This window comes from Turicimonas muris (genome assembly GCF_002221595.1).
Classification (GTDB): domain Bacteria; phylum Pseudomonadota; class Gammaproteobacteria; order Burkholderiales; family Burkholderiaceae_F; genus Turicimonas; species Turicimonas muris.
The window spans coordinates 628,866-643,913 of record NZ_NHMP01000001.1 but is presented as its reverse complement, the minus strand read 5'-3'; the positions used below and the strand labels follow the sequence as shown (position 1 = coordinate 643,913).

Genomic DNA, 15,048 nt, shown 5'->3' with positions numbered 1-15,048 from the left:
AAGCATGGAAAAGACCTTAAAAACTGACTCATTTTGAGGCCTCTGCTGAGTTTACCGGAAAATCCGCTATCTTCCGGCTCTCGGCGTGCCGGATGCAGGCTTTCTTCCGCTTCTCGGAGCTTTTGCAGCAGGTCTGTTTCCGGCGGGAGGTCTTCTTCCTGGTGCCCCTGAAGCTGCTCTAGGACTTGATCCCGTTCTGCGTGTTCCGCCGGCGGGGCCGGCTTTAGGACGGGAAGGAATCAGTTTGGAAACCGGCTCTTTATCCAAACCGGATTCTTTAATCCATGCTTCAACAACTTCTTTCGAGAGTCTTTCGAATTTGCCGCGAGTTAAGTTGGAAGGCAAATTGATTGAGCCGTAACGAGTACGGATCAAGCGGGACACCGGCATACCTACAGCTTCGAACATACGGCGGACCTCTCTGTTTCTTCCTTCAGAGAGCTTAACCTGATACCAACGATTGAATCCTTTACCGCCGATTTCTTCTAAGGAAGTAAATTTTGCCGGGCCGTCATCGAGCATAACCTTGGTCAGAAGCTTTTCTTTATCTTCCTTAGAGAGCTCTCCTTGAATTCTGACAGCGTACTCTCTTTCGATTTCGTACTTCGGATGCATCAAGCGGTTAGCCAATTCTCCGTCAGTCGTAAAGAGCAATAAACCCTCGGTATTGAAGTCCAAACGGCCGACAGCGATCCATCTGCCGTTTCTTGCACGAGGAAGATGATCAAAAACCGTTGGCCTGCCCTCCGGATCGTCTTTGGAGACAATTTCTCCTGCCGGTTTGTGGTAAATCAAAACTTGAGGAACGCTCTCAGCATGCTTCATTGCACGTCTGACCGGCTTGCCGTTTACGCGGACCAAATCCGTCGGAAGTACGCGTTGTCCGATAAAAGCGGGTTCGCCGTTGACGGAGACGCGGCCTTGCGTAATTAGCTCTTCCATGTCTCTGCGGGAACCAAGGCCGGCATCAGCAAGAACTTTATGAAGTTTTTCGCTTACTGCAGGAGCAGAGTCCTGAGCCGGGACGCGCGGACCTTTAGAAGCAGAAGGACTAAAAGCGGTGGCAGGCAGGTGCAAATCGGCGGTTTCTCCGTCCTGGCTTGATTTAAAACCTGCCGGACGCGGACTTCTAGTTTTAATACCTGAGGAGCCAGCTGATTTTGCCGTCTGTTTAGGCCTAAAAGGAGTTCTGCGGCCTTTGTTTTGAAATGCCATTTAATGTTTTCCTAACAGTTGAATCTTTTTATTAATTTTCTGATTATCGCTGTCTTTTGCGCATTGTGTCTGCTTGAAGTCTCTAAATCGGACTATTTCCTTAGAGACTAGCGATAAATTGTTCCATTTTGGCTTTTTTAGAATTAATAGACTCTTGTTCTTTTTCGCGTAGGGCTTTGAACTCTTCGTCTTCCATTTTATAAAGCGGAGTGCCTTTGCATTTTTTTGCTAAAAGTTCCAAAAATGCTTCGTGAGCCTTCAAATCTTCCTCGCTGGCCTTGATGACGATGTGAGTATCTTCAATATCATCGAGTTTTTTACCGGACAGAGTCAGACTGTCAATATCCATTGACTCCTGATCCTGCTTGAGGACTAAATAGACCTGGGCAAGAAGCTGAGCATCGATTAATGCGCCGTGGCCGTCATTACGAGAAGTTAAATCGACGCCTAAACGTTTACACAAAGCGTCAAGAGAGTTTTGCTGCTGAGGAAACACCTTACGGCTGATTTCCAAAGAGTCAATAACATCTACGCAATGATCTCGGAGTTTGCCCTTTCCGATTCTGGTCAATTCCTGATCCAAGAAAGACTCATCGAAGGGAGAATTATGAGCGATTAACTTCGCACCTTTGATAAACTCCAAGAATTCATCAGCGATTTCTTCGAATGTTGGCTTATCGGCCACCATTTCATTAGTAATGTTATGGATTCGAATGGCTTCTTCAGGAATATCTCTTTGAGGATTGATGAAGCGATGAAATTTATTTTCAGAGATACCGTAACGGGAAAGTTCGACGCAGCCGATTTCGATCAGACGGTCGCCCTCTTTAGCTCTAAACCCTGTGGTTTCAGTATCAAAACAAATTTCTCGCACGTATGCCGGTTCTTCCACGCTTTAAGCTCCAGTAGGAAATAACTTTTCAGAAACAGCGAGTTTAGACCTTCTACGAAGATTTTTCAGTAGACCTATTGGTCAAATTCCAGCAGTGACTTCACACAACGGACGTGCATAAGTCAGCGAGATCTGTTCCTTAGCGCATGTGCCCGCTTGAATCGATAGTCTTTATGATTCGGATGACACGCTTCCAATCTCAATGAACCTTCTCATTAGCAGAGTCGGCTAATAGAATCGAAGAGCCTCCTGAGGAAATTAGGAATCCGATTATCAAACTATACAAGCCGACGTTGGAGAAAATATTAAGTTTCTCTAACCAAACCAAGAATACACTCTCCACATGAAAATAATTCTCACACTGTTTTTTATCAAACAGGTCAGCAAAACACCGCCTATAGGACGGTGATATAAGGCTCCTTTGATAAATAGAGCAACATATTAGAACTACAGGATGTCACAATCTATCAAAATCAGTCAATTTTGTTGATATATATTAATCGATTGATAGATAGATAAAAATATATTAATAAGTTTTTAGATTAACCCGAAAGATCAAACAATTCGTCTATTGGACAGAGCTTGCACAACGCATGAATATCAGACATCCTAGGATCCAGAATGTGATTCAGGCCGTCCACGATACAAAAATCGATACTCTATAGTCAGCATTCAATGCACTTGGGAGAGAGTTGCTTATGGAGGCCAGGCGAGAGGCTTCTTCATTGATGCTTCATAGCAGCCGCCTCCCTTACCGCTAGCCTATCAGTTTTATTTAAGAGATCAAAAAAGCCCAGGAACACTAAATTCTGGGCAATTTTTTGTTTTTTGTCTCTGACTAGTTAGAATCCTCAGAGGCAGATGCTGTCATGAACTGACCGCTCAGCCAGGCCTTAAGCTTTTCTGCATCTTGGTTTCTTGCTGCTTTATTAGGAGAATCTAAGAAGATAATGGCTACAGTTTTGCCGCCAATCTCAGTTTCCATTGCCAAGCAGTAACCTGCTGCTGTGGTCAGCCCTGTCTTCTGCAAAGAAACGTCCCAATTGTCGTTAGCCACGAAACTGTTGGTAGTGCGGCTCGTCACCAAACGGCGTCCGACAGGAATCTGAGCCATCGGGGTTGTAGAAAGCTCGCGGATAAGGTCATACTCACCTGCGCTTGCTAACAATCTTGAAAGGTCAAGTGCAGAAGACTTGTTTTCATTGTTCAAACCGATGGAATCATAAAAAACGGAATCAAACATGCCAATCATGGCAGCTTTGGTATTCATGTCGCGAATAAAACGTGCTTTTCCACCCGGGAAGGTTCTCGCCAAAAAGTGAGCTGCGCGATTATCAGAACTCATCAAAGCTAGATGCAACGCCTGCTTGCGGGAAAGATACATACCGTTTCTCAATTTGCTTCGGGCACTGGATCTAACAAAGTCTTCTTTGGTTACTTTGAATTTTTCGTCTAAGGAAACACCGGATTCTACGATGACCAATGCTGTCATTAATTTTGTAATTGAAGCAATCGGAAGTCTTTCATCGGCATTTTTTTCGTAGAGGACTTCATTGCTGTCCATGTCATAAGCAAGAACCGCAGTCGTTTGAAGTCCCAACGGATCGGAAGATCCTCTGAGTCCATGAAGCTGAGCGTAAGAAGGACCTCTAACTTTGCGTACGGCATATCTCTTTTTGGAAACTTTCTTGGAAGCAGCAAACTTTCTGCTTGTTGTTGTCTTACCGGCAGTCTTTCTTACTGACTTGTTAGAAGCAGCTACCACGGCTTTTTTACGAACATTCTTCTTTGCAGAGACCTTCTTTGTCTTAACTGCTTTTGCTGATTTTTTCTTGACTGTCTTAGTTGCCGTTGCCTTGGATTTTTGAGGTGCCGCGTCGGCAGTGGGAGAAAGCGCTAGAGAAAAGGCTAAAAAAACTGAACAAAAAAAGGACGCCCATGTGCGCATTTACATATTCTCCCGAACCGAGTTATTTGTTTCCTTTTTTTATTTTGACATCTTTTATATTTACTTAACTAAACTCCATATAAAAAATTACAAAAATGGATAAAACTATTTCTTAAAAAGAGAACTTTCCCTTAAGAAAATAAAACCAAAATAGTTATTACTTGGTAGAAACACCTAGAAAATAGTGTAACGGCTGGAAATATTAATTTATTAATAAATTCCAGCCGAAAAATTAATAATATTAAAAGCCTCGAGAAGAACCGATTAACGAGTCCCAAACTTTGTTCAGTCTTTTAACACTTACCGGCATGGGAGTTCTAAGTTCTTGAGCAAAAAGAGAAACTCTTAGCTCTTGAAGTAAGTTCTCAAATTCATCCAGGCGCGGATCCTCTACACCCCTTCTCGCAGCTTTTTCTCGATTGAGCTTTATAGTTAGCTTATTAATCTCTTCTGCTTTTTCCGCATCTTTTGAAGGATCTTTTCTGTACTTTTCTAAACGAACTTCAACCGCTTTTAAATATCTCGGATAATTTCTCAAAATATTAATTGACTTGTTTTCTATAAAATTCTTAAAAAACATTTCTTTTAATTGGGAATTAATATTTTCATTTAATTCTTTAATATTTTTAAAAGCATTTAATTTCTGGTTTACCCCTGCGGCTTGATTAACGATCTGTTCAATTAATCGCGAAATCTCCATGGCTATAAGGTTCAATTTACCCTTACTTTCCTGGCAAATAACCCCAAATTCTTGTTGATTAATAGGCAATTTCCCTAGTAAGCAACTTTGTTCAATGGCCGCATTGATTACTTGAGACTTTAAATTTTCAAAGCTTTCAAAAGCTTGTTTTGCAAATGGCAAACTTGAACCGACAATCTGGGCAGACTGGAGAGACTTCAAACTCTTATCTAAATACTTGATTTGCTCTTTAAGCTGGAAACGGATAAGTTTTCTGATGCCTTTTTTATGAACTTCTTTGGCTTCTTCCGGTTCATCAAACACTTCAATGGAGCAATAATCACCGCGATCAGCAATAGCAGGATGTCCAATCAAGGAAACGCCCTTTCTTCGGATTTCCATCACTTCGGGAAGCTCTCCGAAAGTCCAGTCCACAATTTCTTCCTGCAAGTCTTCAGCTACTCTGGAATCCATGGAAGCCACTTGCTGGAAATAATCCTTGGCTTGCTGGCTGAATTCACTTCTAAGCTTCGGAAGACTTCTATCCATTCCAACTTGCCGGCCGTGCTCATCTACAACTTTGTAATTCATCCTTAGATGAGGCGGAAGATTTTCTACCTTGAAATCTGTCTTATTGATTTCAATCCGGAATTGCTCTGCCGCCTCCCGGCTGATGGCCTCAAGAAGACCGCCCTCCGGGGTTTCATGAGCCTGCGCAAAACTCTTTGCCCAATCAGGAATCGGAACAAAGTGACGGCGCAGTCTTTGCGGAAGCCCTTTTAAAAGAGCAGCCGTTTTTTCTTTGACCATTCCCGGCACCAGCCATTCCATCTGCTCTTCGCTGATTTGGTTCAGAGCGTAGAGAGGAACCGTTAAGGTCACACCGTCTCTGGGAGAGCCAGGATCGAAGTTGTAGCTGACGGCCATAGGAATGCCTGCAGCCTCAATCTTCTTAGGGAAGTATTCGATAGTGATGCCCGAAGCATCATGTCTCATCAAATCCTTCTTAGAGAGGAAAAGCAGTTTCGGCTCTTTAGCTTCGTTTTCTTTTCTCCACTTTTCTAACGTAGAAACACTACAAACCTCTGCACCGAGACGAGAGTCATAAAAAGCAAAAATCTGCTCGTCATCGACCAAAACATCCGGACGGCGAGATTTATGTTCCATGTCTCGGATGTCTTTGATAAGAGATTTGTTGTGCTGCCAGAAAGGCGCCTGAGAATCAAAATCTTCATTGACCAAAGCCTCTCTAATGAAAATTTCCCTGGCTAACTTCGCATCTTTAGGCGCAAAGTTCACTCGTCTCTGTCCGTAAACAGGCAAACCGTATAACGTGCCTTTCTCAAAGGCAATCACGTTTCCGGCGTTTTTCTCCCAATGGGGATCCGACCAAGATTTCTTGATTAAATGTGCACCGACTTTTTCCAGCCACTCGGGTTCTATATTAGCTATGGTACGGGCATACAAACGGGAAGTCTCAACGATTTCAGAAGCCATAATCCACTTACCGGCTTTTTTAGCCAGTGCAGAACCGGGCCATGGCCAAAACTTGATTCCCCGGGCACCGGCAAAGGGAGGGCTTCTCCAATCGGGCTCAACAATCCGATTCCCGATACTGCCGAGCAAACCGCTTAATAACGCTTTATGAAGCTGTTCATAGGTTGCGGGCGCAGTATTTAATCTCCAGCCGAGCTCGGTGACCATTTCTTTGAGCTGACGGTACACGTCTCTCCATTCGCGCAGTCTTCTAGCAGACAAGAAGTTCGTCTGAAACTGTCTTTCCAGCAAACGATTACTCTTTTTATTTGCTATTGCATCCTGTGCATAGTTCCAAATCTTGAGATAACTCAAGAAATCACTCTTATCGTCTGAAAATTTCTTATGGGCCTGGTCAGCCTGCGTCTGTTTATCTAACGGACGTTCTCTCGGGTCCTGAACACTGATCGCCGAAGCGATGATCAGGACTTCAGATAATGCTTGATTATCTTGAGCAGCCTGAAGCATACGGGCTACTTTGGCATCGACGGGAAGCTTTGCCAATTCTCTGCCGACCTTTGTCAACTCCCCTTCGCGAGCCGTTACGGCGTTTAATTCGATCAGCAAATCGTAGCCGTCGGTAATAGCTTTTGGCATCGGCGGTTCTACAAAAGGAAATTCCCGGACATCAGAAAGATGCAGAGACTTCATTCGCAGAATGACCGTAGCTAAGGAGCTTCTTAAGATTTCAGGATCGGTGTATTTGGAGCGCTTGTCAAAATCCTGTTCGTCATACAGACGAATACAAATACCGTTGGAGACGCGGCCGCAGCGGCCCGCTCTCTGCTGAGCAGCTGCTTGGCTGATTGGTTCGACTTGAAGTTGTTCTACTTTATTACGGTAGGAATAACGCTTTACTCGGCCAAGGCCGGAGTCCACCACATAGCGGATGCCCGGAACCGTAATTGAAGTCTCGGCAATATTGGTAGCGAGCACAATCCTTCGAGCTCCGCTCGGACGAAAAATCCTGTCTTGCTCTTCAATGCTCAGGCGAGAAAACAAAGGAAGAATCTCCAAGCCGGGCTTAGAATTTCTGCCTAATACATCTGCCGCCTCTCGAATTTCCCGTTCTCCGGGCAGAAATACCAAGATATCTCCGGGACCTGAGTGAAGCAGTTCGTCACATGCATCCGCAATAGCCTCCATTAAGGTACGGTCATCGTTTTCGTCTTCTTCGATAACCGGACGATAGCGGATTTGCACGGGATACAGTCTTCCCGAGACATTGATAACGGGAACGGGCTTGCCGCCGTTGACTTGATCAAAGTGCTTCGCGAAACGTTCCGAATCGATAGTGGCAGAAGTAATAATGACCTTTAAATCGGGACGCTTCGGCAGAATTTGACGAAGATAGCCCAGCAGGAAGTCAATATTGAGACTTCTTTCGTGGGCTTCATCAATGATGATGGTGTCGTATTTTTTAAGAAGAGGATCGGTTTGTGTCTCCGCAAGCAAAATACCGTCGGTCATGAGCTTAATGCTGGCACCGGCTTCCATCTCGTCTTTAAAACGGATTTGATATCCGGCGACCTCACCAACTTTTGTTCCGGTTTCTTCGGCAATTCTTTTTGCGATAGATACGGCAGCAATTCTTCTCGGCTGCGTATGGCCGATAAGTCCCTTTTGTCCTCTTCCCAGCTGAAGACAGATTTTAGGAAGCTGTGTGGTCTTACCCGAACCGGTTTCTCCGGAAACAATCACAATCTGATTATTCTTGATGGCTTCACGGATGTCATCGGCCCTTTCAGAAACAGGAAGGTTTTCTGCCAACTCTAATTTTGCAGGGACGTTTCGGAAGATTTCACTGGTTTCTTTTTCTCCCCTTACTCGTACGCGTCTCGATTTGTTCTCTGTTTCGGGCTTATCCGGTTTAACCGGACCGGTCTTCTTGACCTCGATTTTCTTTAAATCAGCTAGAGAAGTTAACTTTTTCCCTTTTTCTTGGCCGGGAACCGGCTTTGTTTTCTTTTTTTCTTGCCGAACTTCAGATTTCTGGGTCTTTTCTTGCTTTTTAAGATCCGAATCTTCTTGCGGGAGGGGCTGCTTGCTCGGCGCCTGTCCCCTTCCCTTGGCGGCGGCAGGTTTATTTCTGCCTGCAAAAGCCATTAATTCTTTGAGCTGTTCGGATGTAGCCTGCTTTGCGCCGGAAACTACCATCTTAGGCTGTAGTTTTTTCTTCTTCGTGAAATTCGTTTCTTGAGCAGAAGCCGCTGCCTCAATTTCAGGCTGTTTTGCTTTAACTTCCTGCCATTTATCTTTTAAATCTTGGAGTGAAGAACTCATTGCTTTAATTTTTCTCATAACGAGCTCATTATAATTATTTGAATTCGGCAATCTTTTTTGAGAAAGACTCATGACGGACACACAAGAAGAGAAAAACTTAGAACAAGAGGAGCTCCAAGAAGAGGAAGAGTCCATTGCTCCCTGGGTGCAATGGTTCAGAGGAGTTGCTCCGCATATCCACTCTATTAAAAATCAGACTATCGTTATCGCCGTTTCCGGAGAAATGATTGAACGAGGCAAGCTGGAAAGTTTTATTCATGATGTCAGCGTTATTTCCGCTCTCGGCTCCAAACTAGTCTTAGTTTACGGTGTACGTCCGCAAGTAGAAAGACTCTTAAAGCTGCAGAATATCCGGCCTTCCCTTTCCAACAACATTCGTATTACGGATCCGGAAACGCTTTCCTGCGTCAAAGAAGCCGCCGGCGAAGTGCGCCTAGACATTGAAGCTGCTTTTTCTCAGGGTCTGCCAAACACTCCGATGGCGCACAGTCATGTGAGAGTCGTCAGCGGCAATTTCGTTATTGCCCGCCCTCTCGGAATTATCGACGGCATAGATTTCAAATTAACGGGGATTGTCCGCAAAGTTGATTCCGAAGCCATTCATCAGCAGCTTAATAACAAGAATATCGTACTTGTTGCACCTTTAGGTTTTTCTCCGACCGGAGAGGCCTTTAACCTTACTTTGGAAGATGTTGCATCTTCCATTGCGGGTGCAATTAAAGCTGACAAGCTGGTTCTCCTCTCCGATGTTGACGGAGTAAGACGCTTCGGAGAGGTCATCAGCGAACTGACCGCTGAACAAGCCGAAGAGTTTGTAGAGAAAGGCCTGGTTGATCAAGAGGACATCTACAATCTCGGTTATGCCTTAAAAGCCATCAAAAAAGGCGTGGACCGCGTGCACATTATTCCGTACTTCCTCGACGGGGGCATTCTCGGAGAGCTGTTTACGCATGACGGAGTAGGCACCCTGATCACTGAAGAACATATGGAATCCATGAAAACCGCAACCATTGACGATCTTCAAGGTCTCATTAAGCTTCTTCAACCGTTGGAAGAAGACGGTACTTTAGTTAAGCGTCCGAGGGAAAAATTGGAAGCTGATATTTCCAAATTTATTGTTCTCGAACACGACGGCATTATTTACGGCAGCGCCGCTTTATATGCCTTCCCGGAAGAGAAAATCGGTGAAATGGGAGCCTTGACCGTCCATCCCGACTATCAAGGTAAAGGCGAAGCCGATAAGCTTTTAAGACAAATTGAAAAACAAGCCAGGAAAGAAGGTCTTACCCGTTTATTTGTCTTAACAACCCGAACCGCTCACTGGTTTTTGAAGAAAGGCTTCAGAACCGCGTCGTTAGAAGAACTTCCGCTCAAAAAGCGAGACCTTTACAACTGGCAGAGAAGATCTCAGATTTTTATCAAAGACCTTTAAGTGCCAGTTAAACGTAATTACTTGTAAATTGAGCATAATGATGATTCTCCGTTACGCTCAATTTGTTTTTACTGTTTCTTCAAAGACATCCAGTTATCTTTCATGGAGCCTTCGGCTTCAAGGTTCGAGTGATTGAAGAAAAGTTCATCACCATTGTTTTTAACCGTGAAGTCCCAGACTATTGGCTTCTCAAACTCCTGAGGATGACATCCAACGGTGATGACTTGGTCTTCAACCTTGTAATAGCCGATTGTCTTTACAGGTTTTGGAAAGGCTTGATAGAAGTCGGAAGAGCATTCAAGAGCACGGTTTTTCTTGAAATGAAGCGTTAATTTTACGGCTAAACCCCCTCCTTTACCGTCACCGATAAAAGTTTTGCCGACTAATAAATCTTGCAAACGCCTGTCTTCTTCTCGAGAAACAATTTGCAGCTCTGCCTGATTCTTATCGTCATTTCGTTTTACGAAATTTGCCGATCCAATATTCGGTGAAGTGAGCTTGAAGATTGATCCAGCAACAACACCAAAAGCCTTAGGAGCGTTGAGGAGCCGACGAAGATTGAGCTCGACGATTTCTTTGTCGCATGCCATTCCCGTAACCAGTGCATTGTGGAAAAGAATTTTGCCGTTAATGACTTGGTACATGCCGTTAATCGTGTTGCAATCCGTCCGCATGCTGAAGACTTGGTTGGCGGCATCAAATCTCAACTTGAATTGAGCCGTAGCATCGAAATTTGTTGTTTGACCATCAATTAAGTAGGATTCTAAGTTCCAAGTTCCGTTAACCGCAGACGATCTGCTCAATTGGTTTTGCGAATCGACCGCCTTATCTGCAGATGCGCAGCCTCCCAAGGCTGCCAAAATGGCTAAAGCTACAGCCAATTTGATTTTTGTCATTTCTGTTCCTTTCTTTTTAACTGCCAAAAGCGGTGCTCTTCGGCAGCTTTTTTCTCAAAATCTGCCCGTGATAATAGAAGAAAATTTAGCTAATTCGCTTGCGTCCTATTCGAGGAAAAACTCGTTTCTGCACGAGCTTCTCAGAAAAGTGTAAAAACAGCGCCTGATAAAGCTTGGCAAGTACAAGAAAATAAGGAAGTCAAACAAACTGTTAAATTTTGAAAATGGATTTAAGTTGAAGATTTCAGCCTGATTAGTTTAGACTACTTGAAAAATTTAAAGGAGAAGGCTCATGGCCCGTATGGTTCAGTGCGTAAAGTTAGGAAGAGAAGCTGAAGGTTTGGAACTGCCTCCGCTTCCAGGCGAATTAGGAAAAAAAATCTACTTGAATGTTTCCAAGGAAGCTTGGGAACAGTGGAAAAGACTTCAGACCATGTTAGTCAATGAAAACAGACTTTCCATGGCTGATCCGAAAGCCCGCAAATGGCTTTTGGAACAGATCGAAGCTCACTTCTTTGGTGAAGGTGTAGCCCATCCAGAAGGTTATGTCGAACCTGAGAAGAAATAATATAGGATTGTTCCCAACCCGCTCTTGACTGCTCAACGGCGGGTTTTGTTTACTAGTTAAAATTATCTATGACAATCCTGAGTTCGTGATTGTCACACCGAGCAAAACTATTTTCTATCGCACGTATTAATCGTTCAACGAAGGCAATACTATGGCAACAAGAAGATCTAAGAAAACAACAGAGTTTGAATCTCTTCCTATCCAGGTTCCGCTTTCAATTGATACCTTTGCTGCTATCGTTGATGCAGGAAGAGTGATGGAAGACTCGATTAAATATATTGATGATCCTCTCATGCGTTCGGAAACAATCTTCATCTCTCATTCCATCCTTGAGCAAGGCCAAATGGGGCTAAAAGACATCGAGATTGCCAGAGATCCGAAACGTCAGAGTGAGAAATCCACTTCCCGAGCATTAGTGCCTCTGCCATTTTTCATGGCAATTGCTTTCGGCGTCCGTCTGTTTACCAACTACCTTACCACCAGCCTCCCTAAGATGCCGGAGGAAAAGAAGACGGCCTCTCTGAAAACCTTAAATGACTCCCTTACCGAATTTGAAAAGGCAAAGCTTGAAGGCATCAAAGATCAAGACAAAATCGCCCGCATGATGCAGCAGCTTATCGAGCAAATTGGAGAAAATCCGGACGATCTTTCGCCGCTCGATATTGATGAAAAGAAAAACTCTATCAACTAAAGGAATCGTTTAAGAGCAACGGCTGAAAACCTGATGGTTGCCAGCCGCTTTAATTTTCTTGTTTACTCTGACTTCGCGCCTTTTTCAAAATTTTTGTCGTTGGAACTTGTCTTCTCTTTACCCTTGAAGGTTTGTTCCAAAAGTTTATAGATGCACAGCATATCCAACGGTTTTGATAAGTGAGCATTCATCCCTGCACTTAAGGACAACGAGACGTCCTCAGTAAAGGCGTTTGCCGTCATGGCAATGATTGGAACCGACACGGCATCCGGATGGGAAGATGCACGGATTTTTTTGGTGGCCTCGTATCCGTTCATTACAGGCATTTGAATATCCATCAAAATCGCATCGTAGTATCCTACAGGAGACTCGAAGAACTTCTTAACTGCGATTTGGCCGTTTTCAGCCGTGTCTGTTTCCACATGAGCCATTGACAAGAATTCTTGAGCCACTTCTTGATTGAATACATTATCTTCCACCAGTAAGACCCTCTTACCGGTGAAATCGTACATATCGGGGGCTGCCAAGGCCGTCTTGGTCTGCACCTCTTTATCAACCGACATCAATGCTGCCTTCAGCGAATTAGCAAAGAACGGTTTGGCAACAAAGCTGTTAACACCGGCCTCTCGGGCGCTTTCTTCAATTGGCGCCCAATCGTAAGCGCTCATGATGATAATTAACAGGTTTAGCCCCTCGAGCTTTCTGATTCTTCTTGCGGTTTCTTCTCCATCAATTCCCGGCATCTTCCAGTCGATAAAGACCACATCGTAAGGATGTCCTTCATCGCGGGACTCTTTAACCATTTCAACGGCTTTATAACCGTCAAGAGCAAACTCAGTGTTCTGGCCCAAGCGCTTCAAAATCAAGCATGCGTGCTCACAGGTGCCAATATCATCATCCACGACAAGCACTTTGAATTCACCGAGGCCATGAGGGGCGGTATTCTCTTCATTAGTAAAGCCGAACGGAAGCTCGACGGAGAACTCTGACCCGAGACCTTCCTGACTTTGAACGGAGATAGAGCCTCCCATCAACAAGACTAAGTTGCGGGTAATGGAGAGACCAAGACCAGTACCTCCGTAAATAGAAGAAATTTTCACGGAAGCCTGCTCAAACGGATCAAACACTTTCTTTTGGAATTCCGGACTCATTCCGATACCGTTGTCTTTAACAATGAATTGCAAATAAACTGTGTTCTGCTTTATCCAAAGTCTGTTGACAATGAGCTTGACTTCTCCGCCTTCAGGCGTGAACTTTACGGCATTGGACAAAATGTTGATAAGAACCTGATTAAGCCTCATTGCATCGCCAATCAAAGTCTCTTCAATCTCGTCATTGAAAACTACGTCGAATTTAATATTTTTTTCGCTTGCCTGCGGGGCAATTAAATTCACGACGGATGTGACTGCTTCACTGAACTTGAATTCATCGGCAGCGATCGTCAGTTTGTTTTCCTCGATCTTCGACATATCAAGAATATCGTTGATGAGTCCCAACAAGTGACGAGATGACTGAGATATCTTCAACAAGCAGTCTTCTACCTTCGGTTTGTCATTAATTTTTGCCAGTGCGATGGTAGCCATACCAATAATGGCATTCATCGGGGTACGGATTTCATGAGAAACGTGAGAAAGGAAGCGGCTCTTAGCAACACTTGCCGACAAGGCATTATTCAAAGAATCACTCAGAATCCGCTTCTGCTCCTGGGCTTCGGTTTCATCAGATACTACTACGATGTAGCCTGCTTCACCGGAAGCTTCCAGGATTGGATAGAAGCGTATCTTAAACTGACGGTTAATTCCTTCGCATTGAAAATCTTTTTCTCTGATTTGAAAAGCTTCTTCGAGATTGATCTGATCGCTTAGTGAGGCGGTTATATCTTCCATTAAACGGACAGCAAAGTCGCCTTTACTACGGAGCAGATCATTTGATTTGGTTCCTAAGACTCGCTCGCTGTTGGAGCTGATGAACTCGGGTTTGAGCTTCTTATTAAAAATGATGAATACTTCATCAACGGTATGGGAAAGAATATTAAAAAGCTGTTCTCGATGGCGAATTGCTTTATGAGCTCTTTCTTCGGAGTTCAGAACATACCAAAGAAATCCAACGAGAAGAAGTCCGAATAAGCAAGTTGTGATGATAACGGAATCGATTAGACGCTGAGCCTGGGCTTTAATTTCCGCACTTCTTGCATCGGCATTTGCACTGACCTTACTGAGGGTCTTATCCAAAACATCAAAATACGGGGCAACCTGTTCTTGATACATCCTAAGAACTTCGTCCTTATTTTTGCCCACGGTTTCGAGGGCTAATTTGCGTCTTTGTTCTTTAATGTTGGAGAAGTCCTGCATCAGCTGCTGATATTCTTTCGGATCTCCGCGGAAGTGGTGTTCCAAGAACTCCAAAGAACGGTTTTGTTCTTCTTCCTGCATTTTCAGCACTTCCACAATATCTTCGAAGGAGTCCGTATTGCCCATAATAAATGGAATGGTGTGGCCCATTTCATTAAGACGAGCTTGGATTTCGCTGACGCTCCGAGTGACTTGATACGGATATTCAAACATATCAACCGTATGCTGATTTGCTCTCCACATACTTATCGTCACAAAAACTGTATAAACAATAATGAGTACATAAAGAGCACGGATCAAAATTTTGCTTTTTACAGACGACAATTTAGTTCTCAACTCGGATGGGAGGTGCATTTGTTTTCCTTATTATTCGGCTTTTTCGGTTTTTAGTATTAAACAATTGTAGTTCCGATTCGAATAATTCGGACAAAATCCTCCAAGCTGTTTCATCAGCCGCTTGAAATATAGAATTCTAAGAAAAAGTCGATGAGAAACGAGCAACACAACTGCATCCAGAAAAATCAACTCCTCCTAGTCAGCCGATCGTAAGGAAAGAT

The 15,048-nt window shown here is 44.0% G+C and carries 9 protein-coding genes; 3 read left to right on the top strand and 6 right to left on the bottom strand.

The window, feature by feature from the left end; translation table 11 throughout:
• Positions 1-66: 66 nt before the first annotated feature.
• The 4 genes from rluB to hrpA all read right to left on the bottom strand — a co-directional run bounded on the left by rluB (position 67) and on the right by hrpA (position 8,571).
• Positions 67-1,215: a 23S rRNA pseudouridine(2605) synthase RluB gene (rluB, locus tag ADH67_RS02940; protein ID WP_084081434.1), complete on the bottom strand. Its 1,149-nt coding sequence runs from the start codon at positions 1,213-1,215 to the stop codon at positions 67-69.
• Positions 1,216-1,315: 100 nt separating this feature from the next.
• Entirely contained in the window at positions 1,316-2,107 is a 792-nt protein-coding gene (gene dnaQ / locus ADH67_RS02935; RefSeq protein ID WP_236578463.1) for a DNA polymerase III subunit epsilon, read from the bottom strand.
• 838 nt (positions 2,108-2,945) lie between these two features.
• Positions 2,946-4,055, bottom strand: coding sequence for a D-alanyl-D-alanine carboxypeptidase family protein (locus tag ADH67_RS02930; RefSeq protein ID WP_066591463.1), 1,110 nt, complete (start codon positions 4,053-4,055; stop codon positions 2,946-2,948).
• Between the two features lie 241 nt (positions 4,056-4,296).
• The gene (gene hrpA / locus ADH67_RS02925) at positions 4,297-8,571 is read right to left on the bottom strand and encodes an ATP-dependent RNA helicase HrpA (RefSeq protein ID WP_236578462.1); all 4,275 of its coding nucleotides are present in this window, start codon (positions 8,569-8,571) and stop codon (positions 4,297-4,299) included.
• A 52-nt stretch (positions 8,572-8,623) separates the two neighbouring features.
• Between hrpA and argA the strand changes: the two genes are divergently transcribed.
• Positions 8,624-9,985: an amino-acid N-acetyltransferase gene (argA, locus tag ADH67_RS02920; RefSeq protein WP_084081433.1), complete on the top strand. Its 1,362-nt coding sequence runs from the start codon at positions 8,624-8,626 to the stop codon at positions 9,983-9,985.
• Positions 9,986-10,053: 68 nt separating this feature from the next.
• On the opposite strand, the gene ADH67_RS02915 is transcribed toward argA, so the two are convergent.
• On the bottom strand, positions 10,054-10,881 hold the full coding sequence (locus ADH67_RS02915; protein WP_089275698.1) for an META domain-containing protein: 828 nt from the start codon (positions 10,879-10,881) through the stop codon (positions 10,054-10,056).
• Between the two features lie 292 nt (positions 10,882-11,173).
• Here ADH67_RS02915 and ADH67_RS02910 point away from each other — a divergent pair, with 292 nt between their 5' ends.
• Positions 11,174-11,449: an oxidative damage protection protein gene (locus ADH67_RS02910; protein ID WP_066591457.1), complete on the top strand. Its 276-nt coding sequence runs from the start codon at positions 11,174-11,176 to the stop codon at positions 11,447-11,449.
• Between the two features lie 151 nt (positions 11,450-11,600).
• The gene (locus tag ADH67_RS02905) at positions 11,601-12,140 is read left to right on the top strand and encodes a hypothetical protein (RefSeq protein WP_066591454.1); all 540 of its coding nucleotides are present in this window, start codon (positions 11,601-11,603) and stop codon (positions 12,138-12,140) included.
• A 62-nt stretch (positions 12,141-12,202) separates the two neighbouring features.
• Here the strand turns inward: ADH67_RS02905 and ADH67_RS02900 are convergent, their stop codons facing one another.
• Entirely contained in the window at positions 12,203-14,845 is a 2,643-nt protein-coding gene (locus tag ADH67_RS02900) for a response regulator (RefSeq protein WP_066591451.1), read from the bottom strand.
• Positions 14,846-15,048: the final 203 nt, after the last annotated feature.